25 protein-coding genes and 1 pseudogene are annotated in these 26781 nt (G+C 45.7%); 11 read left to right on the forward strand and 15 right to left on the reverse strand.

Going from position 1 to position 26781, the window contains the following annotated elements; translation table 11 throughout:
- Positions 1–109 precede the first annotated feature (109 nt).
- From ACYRYG_RS11405 to ACYRYG_RS11435, 7 genes are all read left to right on the forward strand, one after another.
- Complete coding sequence (locus ACYRYG_RS11405) at positions 110–955, forward strand: MotA/TolQ/ExbB proton channel family protein (RefSeq protein ID WP_293419641.1); 846 nt, start codon at positions 110–112, stop codon at positions 953–955.
- A 30-nt stretch (positions 956–985) separates the two neighbouring features.
- A complete protein-coding gene (locus tag ACYRYG_RS11410; RefSeq protein WP_293419644.1) occupies positions 986–1597 on the forward strand; it encodes an ExbD/TolR family protein in 612 nt (203 codons plus the stop codon).
- A 3-nt stretch (positions 1598–1600) separates the two neighbouring features.
- Entirely contained in the window at positions 1601–2257 is a 657-nt protein-coding gene (locus ACYRYG_RS11415) for an ExbD/TolR family protein (RefSeq protein WP_293419648.1), read from the forward strand.
- Positions 2258–2293: 36 nt separating this feature from the next.
- A complete protein-coding gene (locus ACYRYG_RS11420) occupies positions 2294–3139 on the forward strand; it encodes an energy transducer TonB (RefSeq protein ID WP_293419651.1) in 846 nt (281 codons plus the stop codon).
- Between the two features lie 386 nt (positions 3140–3525).
- Positions 3526–4497: a PstS family phosphate ABC transporter substrate-binding protein gene (locus ACYRYG_RS11425; protein WP_293419654.1), complete on the forward strand. Its 972-nt coding sequence runs from the start codon at positions 3526–3528 to the stop codon at positions 4495–4497.
- Between the two features lie 71 nt (positions 4498–4568).
- Positions 4569–5630 (forward strand): tetratricopeptide repeat protein, encoded by a 1062-nt coding sequence (locus tag ACYRYG_RS11430; protein ID WP_460198212.1) that lies wholly within the window; start codon positions 4569–4571, stop codon positions 5628–5630.
- A 103-nt stretch (positions 5631–5733) separates the two neighbouring features.
- Positions 5734–5997, forward strand: a complete 264-nt coding sequence (locus tag ACYRYG_RS11435; protein WP_460198214.1) for a hypothetical protein — start codon at positions 5734–5736, stop codon at positions 5995–5997.
- A 200-nt stretch (positions 5998–6197) separates the two neighbouring features.
- Here the strand turns inward: ACYRYG_RS11435 and ACYRYG_RS11440 are convergent, their stop codons facing one another.
- From ACYRYG_RS11440 to ACYRYG_RS11450, 3 genes are all read right to left on the reverse strand, one after another.
- A complete protein-coding gene (locus ACYRYG_RS11440) occupies positions 6198–6368 on the reverse strand; it encodes a DUF362 domain-containing protein (protein ID WP_293424156.1) in 171 nt (56 codons plus the stop codon).
- Positions 6369–6574: 206 nt separating this feature from the next.
- Positions 6575–7423, reverse strand: coding sequence for a bifunctional metallophosphatase/5'-nucleotidase (locus ACYRYG_RS11445; RefSeq protein ID WP_293428024.1), 849 nt, complete (start codon positions 7421–7423; stop codon positions 6575–6577).
- A gap of 90 nt (positions 7424–7513) precedes the next feature.
- The gene (locus ACYRYG_RS11450; RefSeq protein WP_293424160.1) at positions 7514–8281 is read right to left on the reverse strand and encodes a 5'-nucleotidase C-terminal domain-containing protein; all 768 of its coding nucleotides are present in this window, start codon (positions 8279–8281) and stop codon (positions 7514–7516) included.
- A gap of 183 nt (positions 8282–8464) precedes the next feature.
- Here ACYRYG_RS11450 and rplS point away from each other — a divergent pair, with 183 nt between their 5' ends.
- The gene (gene rplS / locus ACYRYG_RS11455) at positions 8465–8827 is read left to right on the forward strand and encodes a 50S ribosomal protein L19 (RefSeq protein ID WP_293424162.1); all 363 of its coding nucleotides are present in this window, start codon (positions 8465–8467) and stop codon (positions 8825–8827) included.
- An 82-nt stretch (positions 8828–8909) separates the two neighbouring features.
- On the opposite strand, the gene ACYRYG_RS11460 is transcribed toward rplS, so the two are convergent.
- Positions 8910–9158, reverse strand: a complete 249-nt coding sequence (locus ACYRYG_RS11460; protein ID WP_293424164.1) for a hypothetical protein — start codon at positions 9156–9158, stop codon at positions 8910–8912.
- Between the two features lie 268 nt (positions 9159–9426).
- Between ACYRYG_RS11460 and ACYRYG_RS11465 the strand changes: the two genes are divergently transcribed.
- Together ACYRYG_RS11465 and ACYRYG_RS11470 are read left to right on the forward strand one after the other, a co-directional pair.
- Positions 9427–10611 (forward strand): phosphoribosylaminoimidazolecarboxamide formyltransferase, encoded by a 1185-nt coding sequence (locus ACYRYG_RS11465; protein WP_293428022.1) that lies wholly within the window; start codon positions 9427–9429, stop codon positions 10609–10611.
- 11 nt (positions 10612–10622) lie between these two features.
- Positions 10623–10838 carry a hypothetical protein gene (locus tag ACYRYG_RS11470; protein WP_293424168.1) on the forward strand — a complete coding sequence of 72 codons (216 nt, stop codon included), beginning with the start codon at positions 10623–10625 and terminating at the stop codon, positions 10836–10838.
- Positions 10839–11175: 337 nt separating this feature from the next.
- Here ACYRYG_RS11470 and ACYRYG_RS11475 read toward each other — a convergent pair whose 3' ends face one another.
- The 5 genes from ACYRYG_RS11475 to hpt all read right to left on the reverse strand — a co-directional run bounded on the left by ACYRYG_RS11475 (position 11176) and on the right by hpt (position 15839).
- On the reverse strand, positions 11176–12315 hold the full coding sequence (locus tag ACYRYG_RS11475; RefSeq protein ID WP_460198215.1) for a peptidoglycan DD-metalloendopeptidase family protein: 1140 nt from the start codon (positions 12313–12315) through the stop codon (positions 11176–11178).
- A 153-nt stretch (positions 12316–12468) separates the two neighbouring features.
- A complete protein-coding gene (gene pgeF / locus ACYRYG_RS11480; RefSeq protein ID WP_293419943.1) occupies positions 12469–13257 on the reverse strand; it encodes a peptidoglycan editing factor PgeF in 789 nt (262 codons plus the stop codon).
- Position 13258: 1 nt separating this feature from the next.
- Complete coding sequence (obgE, locus tag ACYRYG_RS11485; protein WP_293419946.1) at positions 13259–14443, reverse strand: GTPase ObgE; 1185 nt, start codon at positions 14441–14443, stop codon at positions 13259–13261.
- Between the two features lie 157 nt (positions 14444–14600).
- Positions 14601–15176 carry an adenylate kinase gene (locus ACYRYG_RS11490; protein ID WP_293419949.1) on the reverse strand — a complete coding sequence of 192 codons (576 nt, stop codon included), beginning with the start codon at positions 15174–15176 and terminating at the stop codon, positions 14601–14603.
- Positions 15177–15293: 117 nt separating this feature from the next.
- Positions 15294–15839, reverse strand: coding sequence for a hypoxanthine phosphoribosyltransferase (hpt, locus tag ACYRYG_RS11495; RefSeq protein ID WP_293419952.1), 546 nt, complete (start codon positions 15837–15839; stop codon positions 15294–15296).
- Positions 15840–15918: 79 nt separating this feature from the next.
- Here hpt and ACYRYG_RS11500 point away from each other — a divergent pair, with 79 nt between their 5' ends.
- Positions 15919–17433 (forward strand): NAD(P)H-hydrate dehydratase, encoded by a 1515-nt coding sequence (locus ACYRYG_RS11500; RefSeq protein WP_293419955.1) that lies wholly within the window; start codon positions 15919–15921, stop codon positions 17431–17433.
- A 105-nt stretch (positions 17434–17538) separates the two neighbouring features.
- Here ACYRYG_RS11500 and ACYRYG_RS11505 read toward each other — a convergent pair whose 3' ends face one another.
- The 6 genes and pseudogenes from ACYRYG_RS11505 to ACYRYG_RS11530 all read right to left on the reverse strand — a co-directional run.
- A complete protein-coding gene (locus ACYRYG_RS11505) occupies positions 17539–19200 on the reverse strand; it encodes a DUF6377 domain-containing protein (RefSeq protein ID WP_293424172.1) in 1662 nt (553 codons plus the stop codon).
- Positions 19201–19394: 194 nt separating this feature from the next.
- Positions 19395–20483, reverse strand: coding sequence for a family 16 glycosylhydrolase (locus tag ACYRYG_RS11510; RefSeq protein ID WP_460198217.1), 1089 nt, complete (start codon positions 20481–20483; stop codon positions 19395–19397).
- Between the two features lie 97 nt (positions 20484–20580).
- On the reverse strand, positions 20581–22458 hold the full coding sequence (locus tag ACYRYG_RS11515; RefSeq protein ID WP_460198218.1) for a hypothetical protein: 1878 nt from the start codon (positions 22456–22458) through the stop codon (positions 20581–20583).
- Positions 22459–22471: 13 nt separating this feature from the next.
- Complete coding sequence (locus ACYRYG_RS11520; protein ID WP_293424178.1) at positions 22472–23995, reverse strand: RagB/SusD family nutrient uptake outer membrane protein; 1524 nt, start codon at positions 23993–23995, stop codon at positions 22472–22474.
- Positions 23996–24020: 25 nt separating this feature from the next.
- Entirely contained in the window at positions 24021–26456 is a 2436-nt protein-coding gene (locus tag ACYRYG_RS11525) for a SusC/RagA family TonB-linked outer membrane protein (protein ID WP_460198219.1), read from the reverse strand.
- 101 nt (positions 26457–26557) lie between these two features.
- Positions 26558–26781, reverse strand: a pseudogene (locus ACYRYG_RS11530) (IS4 family transposase); the annotation flags it as partial.

Genomic DNA, 26781 nt, shown 5'->3' on the forward strand with positions numbered 1-26781 from the left:
GTGGAATTCAAAGTCTATAAAAGTAAACTTTGAACAAAACAAGCTTAACGTTAAATCGCTATTTAAACAATTAAAATTATTAATAACTAAAAAATTAAAATTCAAAATTATGGCAACTACAAAACAAACAGCCAGCCCTAAGAAAAAATCAGAGGGCTTCACAGGTATCCGTGCAGCATTTTGGGTCATCGTTGTATGCTTCATTATTGCTTGCTGTTTCTATCATTTCTTCCTGGGTTCACCTTCACACTTTGTCAATGGCGATCCTGACGGAGCAGTTCTGAATGGTAACATCTGGGGAACGATCCACAAGGGTGGTGTTCTTGTTCCTGTCATCTTCACTTTGCTGCTGACTGTCATCGCTCTTTCCATTGAGCGCTGGTTGGCACTCCGTACCGCTTTCGGCAAGGGATCACTGCCAAAATTCGTTACGAGCATTGAAAATGCTATAAAGGCCAACGACTTTACAAAAGCTCAGCAACTCTGCGACAAGCAAAAGGGTTCAGTAGCAAATGTTGTATCCGCTTCCCTGGTAGCTTATCAGGATATGGACAACGGTGCTAACAAATCTCTGAAAAAAGAGCAGAAAGTAGCCAGAATCCAACAGGCTCATGAGGAAGCTACTCAACTTGAGATGCCTACCCTGACACAGAACCTTCCTATCATCGCAACTATTGTAACACTGGGTACGTTGACCGGACTGCTGGGAACCGTAACCGGTATGATTCGAGCATTCGCCGCTTTGGCAACAGGTGGTGGTGGTGACTCACTGCAACTTTCAACTTCTATTTCAGAGGCTTTGGTAAATACCGCTTCCGGTATTGCTACTTCTTGGTGTGCTGTGGTTTCTTACAACTACTATACCAACAAAATTGATAAATTAACATTTGCACTTGACGAAGTAGGTTATACAATTGCTCAGACATACGAAGCTAACCACACAGAAGAGGCTTAATTTTTGCTAACCCTTTAATATTCAGTAACTATGGGTAAAGTAAAAATTAAGAAGTCGGATGTCTGGATCGATATGACTCCTATGTCTGATGTGATGGTCCTTCTGCTTACCTTCTTCATGATGACTTCTACATTCGTTAAGAATGAGCCAGTGAAGGTAAACACGCCAGGATCCGTGTCAGAGATAAAGGTGCCACAGAAGGATGTCCTGAATATTCTTGTCGGCAAAAACGGCAAGATATTCATGAGTATGGACAAGACCACCGACTTGGAGGGCACGCTGAGTGCAGTGACCGCCAATAACGGTATCTCTCTTACAAAGCAACAGGTCAAGAAGTTCGATAATGACGCTATGTTCGGTGCTCCACTGGACAAATTAAGTGATTATCTGAATCTTACACCATCAGGAATGAGTCAGGAAATCGGAAAATTAGGTATTCCGACAGATAGTATCAAAGGCGGTCCAAGTGAATTCCAGCAATGGATTACCGAAGCAAAGAATGTCAACCCGGACCTTAAATTGGCGATCAAGGCAGACCAGAATACTCCTTATGTCATCATCAAAAAGATCATGGATGAACTTCGGGACATGAATGAAAACCGCTATTATTTGATTACATCGTATAAGAAGTTGGAGGACTAAAGAATGCCAAAGAAGATTCTAAGTAAACAAAAGAAAATGTCTACCCGCGTGGACTTCACGCCTATGGTGGATATGATGATGCTTCTGATCACATTCTTCATGCTGTGCACCACACTGAGCAAGCCTCAGACGATGCAATTGACGATGCCTAGTAATGACAAGAATGTAAATAAGAATGACCAGTCAGAGACAAAGGCTTCTCAGACCATCACGATTTTTATTGGTGCTAACAATAAAATCTATTATGGCGAGGGGCTGCCTCAGTATACTAACCCTGGCTGGCTGAAACAAACGACCTATGGCAAGAATGGAATCCGCAAAGTGCTGATCAATCACCGCACTGAAGATGGAACAGACCCTGTTGCCCAGATTATGCTGGCTAAGCAAAAACTGGACGCTGAGAAACTGAAGAATCCTACGGCCTGGCCGGACAGCGTTTACCAAAAACAATTGAACAAACTGAAGGATGGTTTCGTGAATGGCAATAACAATGCTCCAATCCCTACCCTGACAGTCGTTATCAAACCATTGATAACTTGTTCTTATAAGAATTTGGTTGACGTACTCGATGAGATGCAGATATGCAGTATTGGCAAATATGTCATTGATAAAATCAGTCCTGATGACAAAAGCTTAGTCAAGCTGAAGGGAATCAAGTAAGGTCAATCAATGAATAATTATTAAAAGTAAAGAACAATGTCAAAAATTGATCTATACGACCCAAAATGGGTTAACATGATTTTCGAAGGTAGAAATAAAGCCTACGGAGCTTACAAACTCCGTACCTCTATTTCCAAGAGAAATACCATGTCCATCATTATCATGCTCATTGCTGCTGCCATCATTGCATCTATTCTTGGAATTCAAGCTATAGTGAAAGCTAACCAGCAAAAGGTGGCAGTCACTACAAGCGTTGAACTTTCGGAACTTGCCAAGCAAAAGAAAAAGGCTGTCGTTGAAAAGAGAACCGTAATCAAGCAAGAGAAGAAAGAGGTTGTCAAGCAGGTTAAGAGCTCCATCAAGTTCACAGCTCCTGTGATCAAGAAGGATAATGAAGTAAAGAAGGAAATCGTCTCTCAGGAAGACTTGAACAACACGAAAACTGCCATTGGCGCATTCGATGTTAAAGGAAACAGTGACCAGGGAACGGTTTTGAAGGCTGAACAGGAAATTGCCCAGCCGGCAGCACCTGCTCCTACCAAGACGGCCAGTGCTGAAGTTGAAAACAAGGTATTCGATGTTGTAGAGCAAATGCCATCATTCCCTGGTGGTAACTCAGCTTTGATGGCTTATCTGAACAGCAATGTGAAATACCCGGTTGTAGCTCAGGAGAATGGTGTTCAAGGACGTGTCGTTATCTCGTTCGTTGTAGAAAGAGATGGATCCATCACGGATGTGCAGGTTGTCAAATCTGTTGACCCTTCACTTGATCGTGAGGCAGCAAGAGTTGTACGCAGCATGCCACGGTGGAATCCAGGAAAGCAGAACGGTCAGGCTGTTCGTGTGAAATACGACGTACCTGTATCGTTCAGACTGCAATAAGCAAATGAGAACTACTCATCCTGCCCTGTCGGCAGGATAACGAAGAGTCGTCCTTGTGCTTTGTGCCCCAATAGGGGACTTCAGGGCGCAAGGACGACAAATAGTTTTAAGGGTACCGTTTAACAATCATACACAAACGTAGTTTTTTTTAACTCTTTGAGCCAAAAGGAAGACCCTTTTACTGGTCATCAGAACATCAGTTACACCCAGACAGTCATCAAATCATTATCCCAAACATTCTGATAAGCATCCAACAGCCTGGCAGCAGACTGATAAGACGGGAACCTTAAGGTATGTCTAATCCAGATAATGGCGCAGATAGGTATGAAGAAGGATCACCATTTAAAAGTAAATATAAAACAGTAAAAAACAGTTTAAGGAAGCAAATGAAAAAGAATTTATACAAAAGATTTGCAAATGTACTATTACTGCTCGGCTTATTAATGGTAATTGCCTCATGCGGACCACATAAGCGTAAAGACGGTAGAACAGATACCTATTCCTCAGGAGTGATCAGCATTGCTTCTGACGAGAGTTTTAGCCCCATAGTAGAAGAAGAGAGAGAAGTATTCGAGAGCATCTATCCCAAAGCGAAGATCAAACCGATCTATACGGATGAAACGGATGCAGTGAATGAATTGATGAAAGGCAAAATCTACCTGGTGATCACCTCACGGGATTTCTCAAAGAAAGAATATGCCAATCTGAGATCCAGAAAGTTTATGCCACAGGCTATCAAGTTGGCATACGATGGATTGGCACTCATCGTGAATCGCGAAAATACAGATACCTGTCTGACCGTAAACCAGGTTAAGTCTATCCTGACGGGAAAGATCAACTCATGGAAACAAATCAACCCGAATTCCAGGAAGGGTATTATCCAGGTCGTGTTTGACAGAAACGGTTCAAGCGCTGTCAACTGGTGCGTTGACTCACTCCTGAAAGGGAAACCGTTTAAGAGTAAGGATATTATGGCCGCAAAGAGCAGTAGACAAGTTGTCGATTATGTCCAGAAGACACCCGGTGCAATAGGCATCATTGGTTCCAACTGGCTGAATGATGAAGGTGATACGACCAACACAACCTTCAAAAAGAATATAACCGTAGTCTCCGTAAGCAGGATGGCAAAGGCCACGCCTTATAACAGTTGGAAACCTTATCAATATTACTTGTATAACGGGAACTACCCTCTTATCAGAACGATTTATGCTCTTCTAAACGATCCCATCAATGCGTTGCCATGGGGATTTGCACATTTCATCGAATCACCTAAAGGGCAGATGATCATCTACAAGACCGGCTTACTTCCTTTCAATGGAGATATCACCGTCAGAGATGTAAATGTCAGCAGTAATTGAAAATAACAAGATAAAAAAACAGGAAAGATAATAGGTAAAGGTAAAAAGTTTAGCAAACAAAAGGTACGATTATGAAAACAATCAAATATTTAGTCATGGCCGCACTTCTCTTAATAGGTGCAGGCTCAAGTGCAACAGCACAGGAAAACCAACAAACTAATTCTGAAGTCGAGAACATTGCCAAGGCAATCACCGCCAACAAGAACAATCTGGAGGCAATTAAAGACCAGGTGAAAGAATTCGTAAAAAACAACAAGAAAAATCCAGATGCCTTAGTAGGACTTGGAGAAGCCTATCTGAATGTCCAGGATACAGCCAGCGCGGCGAAATATGCCCAAATGGCCATCTCAAAGGATAAACATTGCGGGAATGCTTACTGTCTGTTAGGTGACATCGCCGTGCTGAAAGACGATGGAGGTGCTGCAGCCATGTGGTATCAGAATGCTAAGACAATGGATCCGAAGAACCCGAAAGGTTACATCAGATACGCCAGCGTGTACCGTGGCAGAAGCCCGGAGGAAGCTGTCCAGTCTCTGGAAGAGTTGAAAACAATCTTGCCTAATTATCCGGTTGAATCTGAGGCCGCACACTTTATGTATACCGCCCGGAAATTCGATAAGGCGGTCTTATACTACAGCAAGGCAGACTCATCACAACTGAACGAGGACAGGCTGAAAGAGTATGCCCTGGCAAGTTATTTCACCGGAAATACGGCAAAGAGTCTGTCCATCTCAAAATATGGCAACGACCGTTTCCCCAGAGATCCGGTATTTAACCGACTGACCTTCTATAATGCACTGGCAGCAAAAGATTACACTACTGCAACAGACTATGCGGAAAAACTGTTTACCGCTTCAGACAGTGCCAAATTCATAGAAAGGGATTACCTCAATGCGGGTCATGCTTACTTAGGCGCCAAAAACTATGAGAAGGCTATAGAAATGTACAAACAAGCTTTCCAGATGAACCCGCAAGACAATGATATACATAAATTCTTATCTGATGCCTACAGCAGTGAAAATGACACTGAAGATGCCTTGACGGAATACAACACCTACATCAAAGGAAAAGAGAACAGTACAGCCAACGACTATATGTCATTAGCAGAAATTCTACTCCGGTGCTGCCAATAAAGCCACAAATGCAGCGGACAAGACAAAGTATCTGGAAAAGGCTGACTCAGTATATATTGACATCGCCTCAAAATTCCCCGAATATGATGCTTATGCCACGTATATGCGTGCTACCATCAACAGTAACATGGATCCTGACTTCAAAAAAGGACAGGCTAAACCGTTCTATGAGCAACTGATCAGTATCGTCGAAAGCCATACTACTAAAGGCTCTAATGATGATGCTTATTTAAAGGCGGCCTACTACTATCTGGGCGCATACTATTATACTAAAGGCAACAAGGCTGATGGGAACATCTACTGGAAAAAACTTTTAGATATAGATCCTGAAAACACCACAGCTAAAGAAGCTTTGGGTATCAAATAAAGCAAAGGAAGAATATGGATTAAAAACTCAAATATAATCCATCAGTAAAACGGGAAGGAAGCGGTTGCTTCCTTCCCGTTTTACTATCTGGAAAAGTCACGGAGAAGGGTTTCATAATCGCTGCCAACAATACACAACTAAAAAGGGCGGTCCGCTCAGACCGCCCCTTACTTGTTATTTAAAACAAGGATTTTTTCCTTTTATGGGAGACTAATTGCATCGTTCGGACAAACACTTGCACAAGTACCACACTCAGTGCAGAGATCCGGATCAATAGAATACTTCTCATCACCTGCAGAGATAGCACCTGAAGGACATTCATCGATGCAGGTTCCGCAAGCCATACAATTGTCACCAATAACGTAAGCCATAGTCTTTAATTTTATTTGTTATGATTAATATTATTGTAAATTATGCAATCGAGCCAAAGAGTGCTCAAGCATTGCAAAGTTAAGAATAATTTCCGAAATACCTAATAATAGGTATCCTTTTTAGCATTCTTTATCACAAGGTTCACTTAAGAGCTATTGACAATCCCAAAAAGATAAAAGGAGGGATAGGGCCGAATGACAGTCTCTTATTTCTTCACAAAGTCAAGGGTAAGATCACCTACATAAATCGCACTCTTACCATTCTGGTCATCGGGAACGGAAACCCCGTCAAGGTTGGTTGCATGCTCCAGGGTTTTAAAGAAGGAATGAGAATGCCCGCCCAGGACCAGATCAATATAACGTGTACCCTGTATAAGGTCTTCATCGTCCTGGGCATCATGAATATCCCACCCCAGATGAGAAAGACAGATGACCAGATCACATTTCTTTTTCTTCTTCAAGTAGGTAGCCACGCGCAAAGCTGTTTTAACCGGATCCAAAAACTTCACACCCACACATTTCCGGTCATCCACGAGACCTTTCAGATGAGGGCTCACGCCAAAGACTCCAATTTTAAGACCCTTGCGATGAAGGATGATCCATGGTTTCACCAGTCCCTGGACAGGTGTACCCGTAAAATCATAATTAGCACACAAAATCGGGAAATGGGCTTCCTTAAATATCCGGGCCATATTGTCCAAGCCAAAATCAAACTCATGATTTCCGATAACCGCTGCATCATAGTGCATGATATTCATCAAGCCTATTTCCACATCACCCTTGAATAACGTATAATAAGGAGATCCTTGTGAGAAATCGCCACTGTCAAACAGCAGCAGATCAGGATGTATGGTCCTTTGCTGCTTAACCATGGAGACACAACGGAAAAAGCCGCCGCGGTTAGCCCAGAAAGTATCTGCAAGATTCTTGCTTAAAGGCATGATACAACTATGTACATCATTGGTATGCAAGATGATCAGTTCTTTCTTGTGCGCATAGAGTGGAGAAAGAGACAACAAAAGCACAAAAAGAAGAAAATAAAAACTCTTTTTCATTTTTTATTAAATAAAGAATCCATTCAAATTTAAAACTTGTCAGAGGACGAAGAAACAGGAAGAAGTGTCCTGTTGCCCCTGTTCTCTAAATTACTTGACGACAATCCGCCCCTCAACCTGAGGATTGACGACCTTGCCCTCCTTCATTTGCTGCTTGAAGTAAGCCTCAATGATAAAGCGGACATCATTCTTCTTCTCCTGAGGAGAAACCACATCTGTACCCTTCTGGAACGCCACCATATCATCATTGCCCTGAGCGAGGTAATCCAGTGTAGCCACACGATAGGAGCCATCCGGATCCACAGGCCGGCCATGCACCTGGGCATCCAGGAGCTGACCACTCCTGGAAATGGCGAGACGAACCCCTCTGCTCACCCCTTCACCGCCTCTCATGGCGATCTGCCGGAACAAGTCGAGGACATCGGAACCTTTAAGAGTAAGGAAACAGATCTTGTTCTCAAAGGGAGCAGCATCCAGAATAGCCCCGACCGTAATCGGGCCCTTGGGTAAGGCAGCACGGATCCCTCCGATGTTATAAACGGCAAAGTCCGGATGCTCATTAAAGGACTCCCCTCCCCATAAGAGAATATCCGAGAACAGATCAGAGAGCGCGCTTTCCGGTCTCCGCTTAGCCATGTATTTTGCTGAATATCCCACGACAGGGTTCATCATACTGTCCACCACATAAGTATAGGGAGCGACAAAAGCCGCCGCCCTGGCATCCGGTGAAGCATCGTATGTGCTGTCTATCAAGATTCTCTGACGGGAAATGCCGCTCAGCGCATAGTGCGAACCACTGCAGGATACTCCAAGAAGCGCAATAGAAAAAAGTCCTGAAATCAAAAATTTATTCTTCATCTTCGTTCGATTTGCTGCAAAGTTAAGGAAAAAGCGACGAAAGAAAAAAGAAAAGAGTTGGAAATTTGGTGAAACAAGGAAAATGTAGTAACTTTGCAACGCTTTTCGACGTAACCGCTGGCTTCAGAATGAGTTGCTTGCCATGTTGCGTTTGAACGACAAACAATATTTAATAATAAAGAAATGGATTTAGTTAAAGTTGCTGAGGAAGCATTTGCAACCGGCAAGAAATTCCCGGAGTTCAATCCAGGAGACACAATCACTGTCGCTTACAAAATTGTCGAGGGTAACAAACAGCGTTTGCAGTTGTACCGTGGTGTCGTTATCAAGATTTCAGGCATTGGAGACAAGAAGCGTTTTACCGTCAGGAAAATGTCCGGAACAGTAGGTGTTGAGCGTATCTTCCCACTTGAATCACCGCATATCGAATCAATAGAGGTAAACAAGCGTGGCAAGGTCCGTCGTGCCAAACTCTACTATCTGCGTAATCTGACCGGCAAGAAGGCCCGTATTCAAGAGAAGAGAACGGCTACAGACGACAAATAAACCCTGCCATTTATTCAAAGAGACGAATAAAAAAGAGATCCGATATTTTATCGGATCTCTTTTTTATTAGATAAAGGACAGATCATTCATCCTTACTTTCATAGTTCATCCGTCCATCATCATCCCCATGCAAGGCATCACGGAAATCATTCCAGCTCTGGAAACCGGCAAAAAGAGCCAGTCTGTCCTTTGCCTTTGGAGACAATGAATTCAGATGCAGATGGTGCTTTCCGACTATAGAAAGTAACTTACTGACATCCGAATGCAAATCTATTTTCTTTCCGATTTCCCTCTCAACATCCTTAATTAATACTTTCCTGTAACTTTTCATAACTCTAACACACTAAACACGTGCAAAGATAGTTTTTTTTACACTAACATCATCATAAAAAGATACTTTTCGATCACTCATAGCTAAAAAAAGTAAAAAAGCCATTTCACTGTTTTTCTCCAAAGTCCGGGAAGTCATTTCTCCTGTCCTCCTGCAGTTAAAAACCACCATCAGCCATGCCTGCACAACTGATAAAAACAAAGATTTCTTTTTGCTTTTCCACCGATTTCCATTATCTTTGCAAGAAAGAATTTAAATTCCCTATAGAATGAAAGAATTAGCTTTAAAGTACGGATGCAATCCCAATCAGAAACCTGCCCGTATCTTCATGGACAACGGCGGAGAACTCCCGGTACAGGTTCTCAACGGACGTCCCGGTTACATCAATTTTCTCGATGCCTTGAACAGTTGGCAACTCGTAAAGGAATTGAAAGAAGCCACTGGCATGCCGTCAGCCGCCAGTTTCAAGCATGTCTCACCGGCAGGAGCCGCTATCGGCCTTCCCCTGAATGATACCCTCAAGCACATCTACTTCGTCAATGACATCAACTTCGAATTATCTCCACTGGCCTGCGCCTATGTCCGTGCCCGCGGAGCAGACAGGATGAGTTCTTACGGTGATTTTGCCGCATTGAGTGACATCTGTGACGAGGCTACAGCCCATCTCATCAAGCGAGAGGTCAGTGACGGTGTCATCGCACCGGGATATACTCCAGATGCACTGGCTATTCTGAAACAGAAGAAGAGGGGCAATTATAATATCATTCAGGTTAACCCGGACTATCAGGCTCCCGAATTTGAGCGGAAACAGGTATTCGGAGTTACTTTCGAGCAAAGACATAACGATATTAAACTCGGTGATCCGAATATCTACGAGAACCGCCCCACGCAGAACAAGACGATTCCAGAAAAAGCCCTGCGGGACCTGATCATCAGCCAGATTACCCTGAAATATACCCAGAGCAACAGTGTCTGCTACGTCAAAGACGGTCAGGCTATCGGCATCGGAGCCGGACAGCAGAGCCGTATCCACTGTACCCGTCTTGCCGGAAACAAGGCAGATGTCTGGTGGCTCCGCCAGAATCCCAAAGTGATGGCCCTGCCTTTCAAGGAAGGTATTCACCGTGCAGACCGGGACAATGCTATTGATGTCTACATCAGTGAGGAGCATGATGATGTCCTTCGTGACGGAGCCTGGCAGAAAGTATTCACAGAGAAGCCAGAGGTTCTGACAATGGAGGAAAAGAAAGCCTGGGTGGCCCGGAACACTGATGTCATATTGGGCAGTGATGCCTTCTTCCCCTTCGGAGACAATATCGAGCGGGCTCACAAGAGTGGCGTGAGATACATCGCTCAGGCAGGAGGCAGCATCCGTGACGATAATGTCATCGAGACCTGTGACAAGTATGGCATTGCCATGTGCATGACAGGTGTCCGCCTGTTTCATCATTAAAGGATACAACTATGAGCGACGACATCGAAGATATCATCGAGCATGGCATCATCTTCAAGGGTTCTCCGAGCGAAGATCCTGAGGGCAGCAAACCGAAAGTGAAAACCAAGGCAAAGAAAAAGAAGTATATTACCGGAACCCATGGCAGCGGATCTGCCCATCAGAAAGCCAAATACCGGCTGCAGAGGGCGAACCGGAAGCATAAGGGTAACCGCAAAGAAAGATAAGCAATTCCCTCAAGGCTATTTTCTGACCACTTGGCAGGAGTCCCCGTTTACGATAAAGAAAATCCCGGATCACCATTGCAAGATGATAATCCGGGATATTCATATATAGTAAGGAGATTGACTTAGTCGTGGAGGAGCAAAATGCACCATTTTGGGGTACCATTATGCACCATTTCGGGGTATCGAAATGGTGCATATTGGGGGGTCAAAATGCACCATTTTGGTCCTTGTGTTCTAAAGACTTGACTATGACCTGAAGATGACAGCCCCAAAGAAGTTCTGCTGATATTAACGGCAAGAGCAGTAAACCATAGCAGTCCCCGAAGCCACAACATAATCAGTATTTTTCCGCTTTCATCCTTCCGCCACAGCACAACGTCAGCACAGAAGCCTGAAGGCATTTATGAACATGGTCAAAAAGAATGGCAGGATTAATATGATGTCCCTTGAAATGCACCTCAAAATGAAGATGTTCCGTCGTTGCCAGTCCTGTCCGGCCGGTCAGGCCGATAACCTGCCCGGCTTTCACCTTATCCCCCAGATGTACCAGGTTTTTGGACTGATGACTGTAAAGAGTCTCAAAGCCATAGGCATGACGGATAACAATGCAATTCCCATAACCGAAATAACGGCAGGACCGGGTTACGACCCCGTCAAAGGCAGCCAGGATGCGGTCATTCGGGCAGGTTTTGATATCTACCCCCGGATGATGGCGGTGCCCCCCGTAAGGACTGATCACATGACTGCCTGGAAGAGGATAAGCCCAATGAGAACTTTCTATTTTCCCCAGGTCGATCCGGAAGTCATGGCTCTTGTCATAACTGACCGCATCATCCGGATCCAGGCTCGTCGGGCACTGCCCCGATGTGACCGGTATATTGCCTGCGGGAATGACAGAGACATCAACATAAGGACCATTTTTCTGGAAAAGAAGAGTCTGGTTCCTCAATTGATGACTGGTTAAACTAAGGAGAGTTTCGGGATTGATCCTTGCCCCATTTACCATCACCGAGAAACGGCAATAGCCATTCCCGCCCTTTTCTCCTACAATAGCAATTGTCTGGCCGGCATGGACGGACTGGCCGACCTGCACCAGATTCTGTATCAGATTGTCATATACCGTCTCCAGTCCGTCCGGATGGCGGATAACCACGGTATTCCCACCTGCAGGCATTTTCCGGGAAAGTCTCACCGTCCCGTCAAACATCGCCTTGACGGCATCCCCTTTCAGGGTGCTGACTTCCACGACGGTCCCTGACAGGCGTGCCTTCCCTACAGGCAGAGGAAAGGAATAATCCCCCACGTGAAAATCGCTGAAATTAATCTTGAAAGAATTTCCATGAGCAAAAAGATGAGGGGTAGCCGTGTTTACCTGCGTCCGTTCAACTAAGGAAAATGTTTTCCGGACAGGAGCAAACGAGAACAGGGACAAAAAGAGGAACAATGCCAGAAAGTATCGGAATATTCTTATTTTCATATCGCAAAAGGTTAAGGACATTAAAGGTTGACAAAACGGCCTGAAGAAAAGCTATTGTATCAGTTGACTCAGAAAGACCACTTGTCACAAGCAGTCTGTATTCATTTTCAGGTATCGGTTTATTCAGGAAGGGCACACGATCTGCGCATGTCCCTATTTCATCATGATTCCCGTATAGATTCTCCCGGAATCAGCACCCAGTTTACGGGCAGAGAAGAACAGGTCAGAATGGCGGTAAGTACAAATATCACAGACCAGGATATGCTCCGGCCGGATTCCCACCGCTTCCATCTGCAAACGGTTACAGAGCGGCAAGTCAATATGCCATTTCCCATCCCTCCTGGCAATCGCCTTCATATCAAATCCAGACTTGGCGAACTGGTCATACACTTCCTCCCCGACCTCAAAGGATTCCAGGGAGATGCCCGGTCCGATCACGGCCAGTAAGTCAGTCGGTTTACTCTGGTAGCAGACATGCATATCCCGCACCGCTTTCCTGACTATCCGGGCAAGTGTACCCCGCCAGCCAGCATGGACTGCAGCCGATGCATGATGTACAGGATCATAAAGTAATACGGGAATACAATCTGCCGTAGACACCCCTATGCAGGCATTCCTGACATCCGTCATCACACAATCGACCCCCTCCAGGAGTTGATCCCGGACAGCAACAGGCAAAGAGAAGAACTCCCCCGCAATATCACGGCTCTCGATGCCATGAACCTGATGCGGTAACACCAGTCTGTCCGTCCCTATTCCCAAAGTCTGGCACAGAGCACGCCTGTTTGTCAGGACATGCTCTATCGAATCCCCACAAAAGGAATTGACATTCAACTCACCGTACGGGCCTTCACTCACTCCCCCCTTGCGGGTAGTAGAGAAAGCAGTCACCCCGTCTCCTAAAGGATAAAAATGCAACTCCGGTTTCAAATCCAGTGTCATATCAATCGTCAGTATATTCGAAGTCCGTGAGGTCCTCCACCTCGTCTTTTCCCTTTTTCCTTGAAGATGCTGTATTTTCTTCCGTCTCTTCGTCCTCACCCTCAGCGTTCATCTCATCCCGGAAAGTCAGGACATCCTTATCCCGGTGAACCAGTGTTGTCTCCGAAGTGATCTCTTCAAGTTTGTTACTTTCAGAATTAAGTTCTCTCCAGAGCACATCTTTCAGCTCATCCAGTCCCTCCCCAGTTATGGAAGAGATGAACACACAAGGAAGATCTGTCGGCAAAGTATCCCGGAGCATCTGTATCAGTTCCTCATCCAGCAAATCCGATTTGGTCACTGCCAGCACACGGTGCTTCTCCAACAATTCCGGGTTGAATTTCTCCAACTCATTCAGCAACACCTCATAATCATGCTTAATATCATCAGTATCCCCCGGGACCATGAACAGCAGGAGCGAGTTACGCTCGATATGGCGGAGGAATCTCAGTCCCAAGCCTTTGCCTTCACTTGCGCCCTCGATAATTCCCGGGATGTCAGCCATGACAAACGATTTATTACCGCGGTATTTGACAATGCCCAAGGATGGTTCAAGCGTTGTAAAAGGATAATTGGCAATCTTCGGCTTTGCGCTGGACAAAGCAGAAAGCAGTGTCGATTTACCCGCATTCGGGAAGCCCACCAGTCCCACGTCAGCCAGGAGTTTCAGTTCCAGAATGATCGTTTCCTCCTGTGCCGGTTCTCCAGGCTGGGCATAGCGCGGCGCCTGATTTGTAGAAGTCCGGAACTGGAAATTTCCCATTCCGCCTCTCCCCCCTTCCAGTAAAGTCACCTGCTGACCGTCTTCCGTAACATCACAGATGTATTTTCCGGTAACCGCATTGTAGACGACCGTACCACAAGGGACATCAATGTAAGCATCAGCGCCATCCGTACCATGACATTTGTCACTGGCACCATTTCCACCATGCTCAGCAAAGACATGACGCTCATATTTCAGATGAAGAAGAGTCCAGTAATTATGATTACCCCGGAGGATCACGCTGCCCCCGTGTCCCCCGTCACCGCCGTCAGGGCCACCGTTAGGCTGGTATTTGACATGACGGAGGTGCATGGAGCCCTTGCCTCCCTTGCCGGAACGGCAATGGATTTTCACATAATCAACGAAATTGGATTCTACAGCCATTATTTTAAATTATTCATCAGATCTCTCAGAGAGAATACGACCGCACAGATCCATCCCCCCACTTCCGCAACAGGACAGTCTGTCCGCCCTTTTCACCCGAGAGGAAACGAGAGCCCTTCAGCATGAAAGAACAGTTGAGGACATCCCTGCACAGATTTTATTTAAGAGCATCCATCACCTTGCACACACGGGCGAAGATCTCATCTATCGTTCCCAGCCCTTCTACATGATAATGGATACCCTCCTTTGTATACCACTCGATCAGCGGAGAAGTCTGATTATGATAAACCGTCAGACGTTTTTTGATGGTCTCCTCATTATCATCAGAGCGACCGCACATCTTTCCACGGAGAATCAGACGTTTCATCAGTTCATCCTCAGGGACAGCCAGTTCGATCATTGCCGCAAGTTTATGTCCCCTCTCAGCCAGCATCTTCTTCAGAGCCTCAGCCTGAGCGATCGTACGAGGAAAGCCATCAAAGATCACCCCTTTGTGGTCTTTTCCAAAAGAGTCATAGACCTTGGCCAGGATGCTGACCATCAACTCATCCGGGATCAACTGTCCCTTATCGATATAGCCTTTGGCCGTTTTGCCGAGGTCACTGCCTTTCTTGATCTCATTTCTCAACACATCCCCTGTAGAGATATGGCCCAGGCCATATTTTGCAATCATCTTCTCACTCTGCGTCCCCTTGCCGGCGCCAGGAGCACCGAAAATAACAATATTCTTCATTGTCTTATTTGTGATATAATTTTATATTCTCTGAGATTCCCCCTCTTCCGGCAGCTGCTGCTCACCCTTTCATCATTACAGGCCACGCAGTCCAACCAAGAAAGCAGGTAAAAGCACCTATTCCTTTTCCGGGATCAAGGTATAAATGTCCCGCAATCCACGTCCCTGCTGGTCATAGTCAAGTCCATACCCCAATATAAAATCATTCGGGATTTTGATCACCGGATATTCGATATTCAGAGGAATAGTCAGTTTGGCGGGTTTCACGAGTAAAGTACAAATATGGATAGATTCAGGACCGTGAGCCTGAAGCGTTTCAATCATGTGCTGCATAGTAAGCCCTGTCTCCACAATATCTTCCAGGATAATCACCGTACGTCCCTTTAAATCCTGATTGATACCCACCAGTTCCTTCACCTTTCCTGTAGTCGAGGTCCCCTCATAAGAAGAGAGTTTTACGAAGGAAATTTCAAAAGGGATCGTCAGCATTCTCGTCAGGTCAGCCGCAAAGATATAAGAGCCATTGAGTACGGCCAGGAAGATCGGGTTTTTGTCAGCCATATCCTTATTAAGGCGGTCAGCCACGACCTGTATACGTTTCCGGATTTCAGCTTCTGGAATAGATGTCTTAAAGGTTTTATCCTTGATTTTTACTACACTCATTACTCGAAAACTAATTTTTGGCACAAAATTACGAAAAATATGGCAAACATTACGTATTAATTTCGTATTTTTGCAACAGATGAAGATTTTTACAAGTGCTCAAATTCACGAGCTGGACCAATATACGATAGACCATGAGCCTATCCGTTCCATCGACCTGATGGAAAGAGCGGCAAAGGCATTAACCAGAGGAATAGAGTCCGTATGGCCGGCAGATACTCCCATAGTAGCTTTTGCCGGTCCGGGAAACAACGGCGGTGACGCTCTTGCGGTAAGCAGGATGCTGTCCGCCGACGGGTATCGGGTTTCCGTGTACCTGTTTAACATCCATAATCATCTTTCAGAAGAATGTGCCACCAACAAGCAACGTCTGATCGAGGAAAACAAGACAGAGACTTTTACGGAGATCACCATGAACTTTGATCCGCCCGAATTGAACGAAGGAGACCTCGTGGTAGACGGACTTTTCGGCAGTGGCCTCAACAAGCCCCTGTCAGGAGGCTTTTCCACCCTGGTGAAATACATCAACCAGTCCCCTGCCCGAGTTGTCAGCCTGGATATTCCCTCCGGCCTGATGTGCGAAGACAACACCTACAATATCCGTCAGAATATCATCAAAGCAGACCTGACGCTCACCCTCCAGCAGAAGAAACTCTCCATGCTGATGGCCGACAACCAGGTCTATATCGGAAAACTTAAAGTACTTGACATCCATCTCTCTCCGGAATATATCCATCAAAAGGATTGTGAGTATAAAATACTGGAAGAAGAAGACGTCAAGTCCCGTATACTGCCACGAAGAGACTTTGCTCACAAGGGGACGATGGGAAGTGCACTTCTGGTTGCAGGGAGTTACGGGATGGCAGGTGCCGCCGTCCTGTCTGCGAAAGCCTGTCTCAGGTCAGGTGCAGGAAAGGTATATATACATACCCCAAGGCGCAATTACAACATCATGCAGATCTCAGTCCCCGAAGCGGTCATGCAGATGGACCGTGAAGAGAACTATTTCTCTGAAGCCGTAGACACCCACGATATTGACGCCTTAGGCATCGGGCCGGGGTTAGGGCAAGAAGAAGATACGGCTATTGCCGTCATCGCCCAAATCAGGAGGTCTACCTGTCCGGTCATCATCGATGCTGATGCCATCAATATCCTGGCCAATCACAGGGCATGGCTGCAGCAGCTCCCCACAGACATTATCCTGACCCCGCATCCCAGAGAGTTTGACCGGCTATATGGATCCATGAGCAACGGATGCTACGAGCGTCTGGAAAAGGCCCGCAAACTCTCCCGTGTCCTGCAGGCATATATCATCCTGAAAGGTCACTACTCCGCCCTCTGCCTGCCGAATGGGCATGTAGAATTCAACCCTACAGGGAATAGCGGCATGGCTACAGCAGGCAGCGGAGATGTGCTCACCGGAATCATCACCGGACTGCTGGCACGAGGCTATCATCAAGCAGATGCCTGCAGGGTAGGAATGTACCTCCACGGATATGCAGGGGATCTCGCGGCCCAGGAGTTAGGAAAGGAGAGTCTGATTGCCAGCGACCTGATCAAATACCTTCCAAAGGCCTTCATGGAGTTAAGCTGACTTCTTCATTTATCTCTATGAAGATAGAAGATAGGAGAAAAGGTCAGTATTCGTTATCTTAATGTAACGCAAGATAATGTCGGAGAAAGACAGAAGTCCCAGGCCCTATTTCTGAAGTCCGATTTCCTTGACATGCCGCTCAAAGTCCTCCCGATCATCAGCAGCTCCGTTCTTCACACGGGCACGATAATTATAAATAGTATTAACCGAATAATTCAGGAATTCCGCGATCTTACTGCTGTCCTCTATCCCCAGACGAATAAGGGCGAAAATCCGCAAGGGAGTATTCAAGCGTGAGGAATCCGTTAAAATAATCCGGCTTTCCGGACGGAGCAGCGCATTAAATTCAGAAACAAAGTTGGGAAACAGGCGCAGGAAAGAATGATCAAAATTCACATACAGTTCTTTCAATTCCTCCTCTTTCCATTCACCAGAACGAGTCTCTTCCAGCAATTCAGCTATCCGACGGTTCCGGAGCCCACGATTTACGTGTTTCCTGAACTTATCCATCTTTTCGATATATTCAGAGCACATACTCTGAAAGCGGCCAATATATTCCTCTTTCACCTTACTGCTGTCGGTCAATTTCTGGTTGAGCAAAGACAACTGAGAATTTGTTTCCGTCAATCGCAGATTAAGGCCAGACAACTGTCCGTTAATATCCCGCAAGTTCTTTTGTGCGTCAGCGAGTTTTTTACGTTGACGATTGACGAAGAGAAGAGAAGACAACAAAAGGAAAGCCAGTACACTGATAATTGCCAGTAACCAGAACAACTGTTGCGTCCTGCGTTCCGTCAACATCTTATAGTTATTAGCGACTGAAGAAAGTAATGGGGCTATCTGCCAATTACGCTGGCGGGATCCAAAGCGGGCAGCACAACTGCTTGCAAAACTAATATACCGGTAAGAGCGGTCCACTTCACCCTGGACCATCATCTGATTAGCAATCTCCCACATGGATCCCTGGTCCATGACCCCGTTACGAACATCCGACAATGCAGACTGTGTCAACCAGTACATCATCTTCGTCGTATCCCTCCGAGCCTTGTATTCCAGGTAGCGGTAAAGTGCTACCAGGGCATAGCGATGAGAGCCCCTCCGCACCCGTTTCAGCCAGACCGTATTCAACGCCATGGACTGCTGCCAACGGTGGGCATTCATCAAATCCAATTCCCTTATTTGATAATAAGGATCCCCTTCCGGTGAAATATTACGGAACATCAGGTTCTGATAATATTGAGCTTTTCCGGCATACGACTTACGAAAAGCAGCCAACTGTGCATAATAGCTCAGTTCATTATACACATTATATAATGCCCAATAATAAGTACAGCGTCCTTTCCGGGTCAAATCTTCCATACGCACGCTATCCAGGACATTAAACGCTTCCTGGTACATTCCCGTTTTCGAACATTGCAAAGAGATAAGACACCGGTATTCCCCCGCCAGGTCCTTTCGTCCCATACACAAAGCCAGCCTCACACACTGATTAAGTTGGCTGATTGCCGAATCATTAACAAAGGGAATATACTCATCAGCCAACTGACTATGAAGATAAAAACGGGCAGATGGAGTCATCGGCATCTTCAACCGGTTCTGAAGTCTGAGGATACGATTTTGTCTGATACGAACATACCTGTCCATCTGAGTAATAGCATGATCAAGGCTCTTGTACATAGGAGTCAGATCACTTCTTTCGGCAAGTCCCGTTAATGGGCAAGACAAAAGAATCTGAAATAGCAGTATTTTAAAACAAAGTCGCTTCATATCTGAGTCTGTTTTGAAGCCATTTACACTCCGGAGATCAAACAAGCCAACTCGGACTCACTTATCAATGGTATTATTTTATTGCAAAAATACAACAAAAACGCAAGAGGACAAAATCTTCTTTGAGAAAATTTTGTCCTCTTAATTTCAAGAACAGACTCTACCAGCATTCTATGCCAGCATTTTACAGCCCGCTATTTCTTCTGGAAAACCCGGACATAATCCACCTCCATAGTAGCAGGCAGACAACTCGGGTCAACCCCCTGCTGTCCACCCCAATCGCCACCCCAAGCAAGATTCAAGATCACATAAAAAGGATTATCAAAAGGCCACGCATCCCTTCCGCTCCCATCATTCTTATAAGTCAGCAGTTCTTTATTATCAACATAGAAAGTCAGTTTGTCTGCTGTCCATTCAAGACCATAGGTATGAAAATCGCTCTGTGCCGTCGGAACCGTCTGTCGGGCGCTCTCAACAGTTGTTCCACCGTTGTTGTACTTCTTGCAATGGATCGTCGAAACGACCACATTCGGATCATACCCGACTTCCTCCATCACATCAATCTCCCCGTCATCAGGCCATGTCTTATTATTGACCGGCATCATCCAGAATGCAGGCCATGTGCCCTTACCTTTGGGGAGTTTTATCCGAGCCTCAACATAGCCATACTGCCACCCCGTAGTCTTACAGGCATAAAGGCGGGCACTTTTTATCGTACCGTTATCATTCACCAGATTAATTTTCAGCGTTCCATCAGAGACTTGCGCTACCTGGTCATCCTTCACATAGCTCTGCAGTTCATTATTCATCCAGCCAGGTCCCTGGACTTCATACGTCCAGTCACTGCCAACTTTCGAGCCCTCAAACTCATCATCCCAAACAAGAGTATATCCCGGAAGAGGTGCCTGAATGTTCAGCATACTGGCAGCCTTCTGAGTAATCTTGATACTGTCACGCATACCTCCACACCAGACAACCACTGCGCCTTTACGTTCAAGAGGAGTCTTATTGACTGCCACCTGGATGGCGAGGAAGGTATCCCGTGATATACTATTGGCCGGAGACACCGACAACCAGGAATCATTAGAGTAAGCCACGAAATCATGGTTTGTCTGAATCCCCACTTTGACGACCTGAGCAGCCGTATCCACGGCAAAAGAGGATGACGACAGCGTAACTGTTTCAGTAGCAGGTGCATACTTTGTGTCCTCATTACTATCACTACAACTCATGACTCCGAGTGCAATGATAAAGAGTGTACTTAAAATCATTATCTTTTTCATTATTATTTCCGATAAAATTGGATTTGATCTGACCATGTTTCAATGTACAAGGGGGGGGCAGACCAAGAAATGCCCTTCCCCCACATTGAAGGCACCGTCATTGTGCAGTCTTCTGAAAGACAATATTGTAAACTTTAACCTGTTCATCAGCCGGGTTGCCCCCAAAGTCAAGTACCAGTTTCAATGCTTTGGCTGCTCCCTTGGGCAGAACGACGGCAGGAACCTTCAGCGTGTATTCCTGACCAGCGGCCAGATCTACCCGCTTCAAGAAATAGTAGTTGTCATCACTGGCCGTATCCGTCAATTTTACGGTTACGCCCTTAATATCTTTTGTCGGAAGCAATTTACAACAGAAATCATACTTCGTATCAGCCTCCCCTAGAAGTGTTGTGATCAGATGTACCTGAGCCTGCCACTGATCAGTAGTAGCCGTCGGCAGGCTGATGGTATACGTTCCCTTATCCACGCTGAGGTCAGGATTAGCGATCTGAGCCCATCCCGGTGCATAATAGAAGAAAGGAGTAAATCCGGAAGTACCTTTGTCATCTACGTTTGATTTCCAGAGGTTCATCGGCGAATCATATATATATACCGTCTTGTCCTGATCTCCGCCCGGAGCCTCGATTCCATCGCAGGCATGCTCTTGAAGGTCAATATCTGAGACCGTCACCTGAGTACCTGCCTGGTTACCTCCAAAGTCCAGCACCAGGTTGACTTTATCCATATCCAGTCCAGGCAGATCACTCTTATAGAAGATATAAGGTTCAAAGGCCTTGAGTTTGATGTTTTCTACGAAGTAATACGTTCCATCATCACCATCCTTAGAGAGTTTAACCGTCACATTATCATGATCTTTCGTCGACAGTAATTTTGCAGAAAAGTCATAATGGTTAGCAGCATTGGTGTTCATATCCGTATGGAAGAACACCTGCGCCTGCCATTGGCTTGTCGTTGCCTCAGGCAGTGTGACTGTATATGAATTTCCGTTGGAGGTCATGACCGGATCCGGAATCTGCGCCCATCCAGGAGCATAATAATACGTATTTGTAAACTTACAACTCTTAAAGAGATTACAGTCACTTGAAGCATTATATCCCTGGAATCCCTCATCCGCACAAGTCAGGATATAATGCCAGGCAATCGTCCCATCATCCCATACCAATACCATAGAAGTTCCCAACAAACTCTCGATACGGAGTTTAAGTTCACTCTTATAAGCATCATCTGCGGGGATATAAGGGAAGAGTGTACCTGCCGGCATCGTCATATAAACATTATCCCCCTCTGTACTCAGAGTATAAGTAGTCTTTTGGTTCTTAACCGGAACCATATAATCTTCATCCTGATGGTATTCAGGAAACAGAGAACATCCCTTATTGACATATACCGTTCCACCCACTCCAGGATCATAAGAATAAGACCCATCCTTGGAAAAAGTAAGACGGTCGTCATACACCCCTTTATCCGCTTTCTCTCCAGGGGCAGCCTGATACCAGGAAGTACCATCCGTACCAGAAGGACCACAGGCAAGATGCCCTGTTTCAGTAGACGCGATTCTCCAGGTGCCCGCTGAGAGCATGGCAATAATGTTATCATAATTCGTCAGGGAATTTTGGATATGAAACGTTGCCTTACCCATTCCCTGAGACATGCCATTATGATTCCCTACCCGGTAATAAACCGCATAGTCACCGGCATTTGACCATATCTTATTCAACGGGTTAAGTGTGGAATAAATCGGATTCTTCGTGACCTCCTTACCATCAACAGGAATATACCATATCGGATAAACACCCTCCCCGGCCATCTGGAAGGTTACGTTGTTTGTCGAATCTGCCACACTGACCTTAACCTGAGCATTCTCTGCCAGAGGCAGTCCATTTTCATCCAGACCTTCATACGATTCCGGCGAACAGGATACCAACGCCATGATAGACAGTAACGCTCCAACAATATATAAACTGAATTTCTTCATAAGAATATATCTTTTAATATTTATTCTGAGTTAACGTGTTCTGAGCCGCATCAATTTCACTCTGCGGTATAGGCAGATACTTCTTGCTTTCACTCCAGGAGTTGGTACGATAGCCGTATGCATCCGGAACCAGTATTGTAGCAGCCTTACCCGTACGGATCAGGTCCCAGTAACGTTTACCTTCACCAACAAACTCAAGGTGACGCTCCTCTATAATATTATCAATCGTGGCAGCCTTATTATCGGTCAGGCCGGCCCGGTGATGTACCAGATTCAAGTATTCCTGAGCCTGTGCCGTAGAGCCATTCGTGCGAAGCAGGAGCTCAGCCGCATCAAGCAAGGTCTCTGCATAACGATAGATACGCAGGTTATTGTTGAAGTTTAAGTCTGCGTCAGCAATCTGCTTTGCATTATTAGCCGTTTTCGCGATATATTTACCAAGGAAGAATCCCGTATCCTGATAACGCTTGGTATAGGAACCCTGACGGGCATCAAAGCAAGTCACATCCCGGCGAGTATCCCCAGTAGCAAACATATTATAAGTCTCCGTACGCACAGGTCCGAATCCCCATCCGTTCTCAACCCCTTCTGATCCCGTCTTCCAGTCAGACGGGCTGATCAGACGCGGAAGGACGGTTCCTCCGGCAGCATCTACATTAGACCAGGCCCGTACAGCCTTATCATCTTTATAGTTAATCTCAAAGATACTCTCCGAAGACCATTCGCCACTCTCTTCAAAGATATTCGCATAACTCGGATTCAAGGCATACAATCCACTGTTGATGATCTCCTGTAGATAACCAAGAGCCTTAGTATAACGGCTCTGGTCATTCTGATACATGACCATCTCTGCATAAAGCATATAAGCCGTTGCCTGAGAGACCCGTCCGAGATCAGCATCATCCCATCTCATAGGGAGTTTTTTAGAATCTATAGCATCTTCCAGGTCTTTGATGACTGCATCATAGACCTCGTCAGCAGACTTCTGGGCTACCAGGTAAGGAGTGCCTGGATTAACCATATAGAAAGGAATATTCCCGTAAAACTTCCACAACTGACAATAGTAGAAAGCCCTCAGCACACGAGCCTCAGCTGCATATTCAGCCAGTGAATCCGCAGACAACACAGACTGATTCCAACTGATATAAGTCAGCAAGTCATTGGCATTACGAACCCCCTTATAACTCTGGTCCCATATCCCGGTCAGAGCATCACTGGAATTAGCCGTAGAGGCATAATTGGCCATCTTGTGGAGATATTGGTTATCAGAGATACCAGCACCGCCAACCCACATATCATCACCCATCACGTCACTGCAAAGGTTGAGTGGCGCATACTGCTTGCCATTCCAGTCGTATTCACGCATAGGATTATAGGTAGCGACCAAAGCTTCCGTCAAATGGTCATAAGTATTATAATATTCCTGAAGTGTAGCTTTATCCGGTGGAGTCACATCCAGAAAACTATCCGAGCATCCTGTCAGTCCCAGAAGGGAAACAGACAGCAGACCCATTATCATCATTTTATTTCGTTTCATAATAGTACTAATTTAGGATGTATGATTAAAAGCCAATATTAAAACCAATTGAGAATGTACGACTTTGTGGATAGACGCCATAGTCTACGCCAAGAGAAATACCCCCTGATGATATTTCAGGGTCATAACCCGCATATTTAGTAAAGGTCAGCAGATTCTCCGCAGATACAAAAATGCGCAGACGGTCACACATCAACTTATTCGTAAGACTCCGTGGGAGAGTATATCCCAGTTCGATATTCTTCAGTCTCAAATAGGAACCATCCGTGATATAAAGATCCGAGCTCTGCCAGTTGGTACCATCCCCAATCATGAAACGAGGATATTTGTTACTGGTCCCTTCACCTGTCCAGCGCTTTAACATATAGGAGGGCAAGTTAGCCGGACGAATATCCGTACGTCTTGTCGCGTCATAGATATCATTCCCTATCGTTCCCTGCCACATCATCATAAAATCGAAGTCATGCCAGGAGGCATTGAAAGTGACTCCATAGGTCCAGTCCGGCATTCCTTTTCCAATTTTTGTGCGGTCAGCAGCCGTGATAGCGCCATCGCCACTTACATCCACAAAACGCACATCACCAGGAACGGCATTCGGCTGAATCATTTCACCCTTCGTATTCTTGTAATCTCTCACTTCATCCATGTTCTGGAAGATACCAGCCGTCTTGTACCCATAAAAATATGGGAAAGGCAAGCCATTCTGGGCACGGGTAATCGTACCGGTATTCTGCATGGCATCAAGTTCCAGAAATCCTGCAGAATTACCAAGATTAACCAGTTTGTTATGCAGATAACTGGCATTCCCTTTCATCCGGAAATTGAAATCAGATGCACGGAACTTATAGCCCATTTCAAATTCCACACCGGAATTGTCCATATCACCGACATTCCCCAACGGAGGATCAGCTCCTATATAAGAAGGTATCGGCATAGAGATAATCATACCACTGGTCTTCTTGTCATACCAGTCAACCGTGAAAGTCAGCGCATTGCTGAAAAATCCCATATCAAGTCCAATATCCGTCTGCCTGCTCTCCTCCCATTTCAGATTGGGGTTAGGCAGAGAACCAGCCTGTACCCCGTTCGTTTCGGTCTCACTACGGCCGAAGACACCATTATACCCGGCAGAAGTCCAGGCAGCGTATGTAAAATCGCCGATATTATCATTACCATTCTTCCCCCAGGAAAAACGCAGTTTCAAGTTGGTCAGCCATTGCGGTATCTTCAGATAAGGTTCATTGATGACATTCCAACCCAGTGAGAAAGAGGGGAAAGTTGCATAACGGTTATTGGCGCCGAATCTGGAGCTGCCATCCCTGCGAACAGTAAACTGTGCCATATAGCGTTCACCATAGTTATAACTGGCACGGAAGAAGCAGGAAGACAATTTATGCTCATACGCCGGGCCCCCACTGGCGGCCATCTGTCCCTCACTCCGCAAAGCACTGGTATTATTCATATAAGGTTTATTCAGATCCTTCAAGTCCTGCAATGATCCCCAAAGGTTATACCCACTATTCTTGAAAGCACTCTGGCCGATGACCGCATTGATGCTGTGCAATCCATATTTCTTGTTCCACGTCAGGACATTCTCTATCTGCCAGACGGTACCACGGTCACTATATGAATGCGCATCGGTGATGCTCTCCTTATTATTACTGGAAAGATAATACTTAGGGGTATAGCCGTCAGCGCCCCAGAAAGAGAGGTCTGCGCCATAAGAAACACGATAAGAGAATCCATAGCCGAGGTTCAGATTAGCAGAGAAATCAGTCACAAATTTATGACTCCAGTTATTATCACCAGGAAGGGAGAGCATGGCCAGAGGATTGTTCATCTCATTGTATGATCCACCCGGCACCGTATATAAATTTCCATGTTTGTCATAGATGCCATATTCCTGTCCCCCATATTGAGCCAGTTGGGCTTCAGCTGCTGAGCCACTGACTGTCGGCGTGAGAAGAGGAGAGAGGTAAAGGGCACTCCCCAGAACACTCCCATATTGAGAGTTCGCATCAATATCCTTACTGTTCACCCGTGCGTATGACAAGTTGACCGTAATATCCAACTTGTTCAACCAGTCACGATCCTTGACGTCATCAAACACATTATACCTGGTATTGCTCCGGAGCGTAAGCCGGCGATAATTACTCCGATCAAAATTACCACCCACGATACCATCCTGATGGTAATAGCCCATGGAGAGATAATAATTGACCTTATCTGACGCACCACTGACATTCACTTCATGATTGACTACGGGTGCATTATTGTCAAACACCTCATCCTGCCAGTCCGTTCCCTTACCGTATGAGTAAGGATCCGCATAAATGGGAGCCTGTCCCGCGTTGACCAGCCCTTCATTCATCATCACGGCATATTCCGTTGCATTAAGGACATCACGATGCTTCCACGGGCGCTGCCAGCCAGCCGTAAAGTTATAACTGAAGTTTCCCATTTTTATAGAAGTCCTCAGTTAAGGGACTATCACAAGAATGACTCATCCGGAAACTTCCTATATATAAGAACATTAAACACTTACTTAAAAGGATTTAATGCCTAAGCCGCTTTCTGCATTCGGTACTTTTCGATAGCATCCGCCATGACTTTATACTCTTGTGCCATCTCTTTATCCTCCATCATGCCTTCGATAAGCCTGTCGGCATCAAGTCCCATGACATCGGCCAGAGCCTGAAGAAATCTTTCAAGGCAGGCCAGTATCCTCTTCCATAGCGTCAGCGCCATCAGTCCATCCCTTTCTGCGGAGAATAGTTCCCCAAGTG

It is taken from the genome of Segatella asaccharophila (assembly GCF_054687055.1).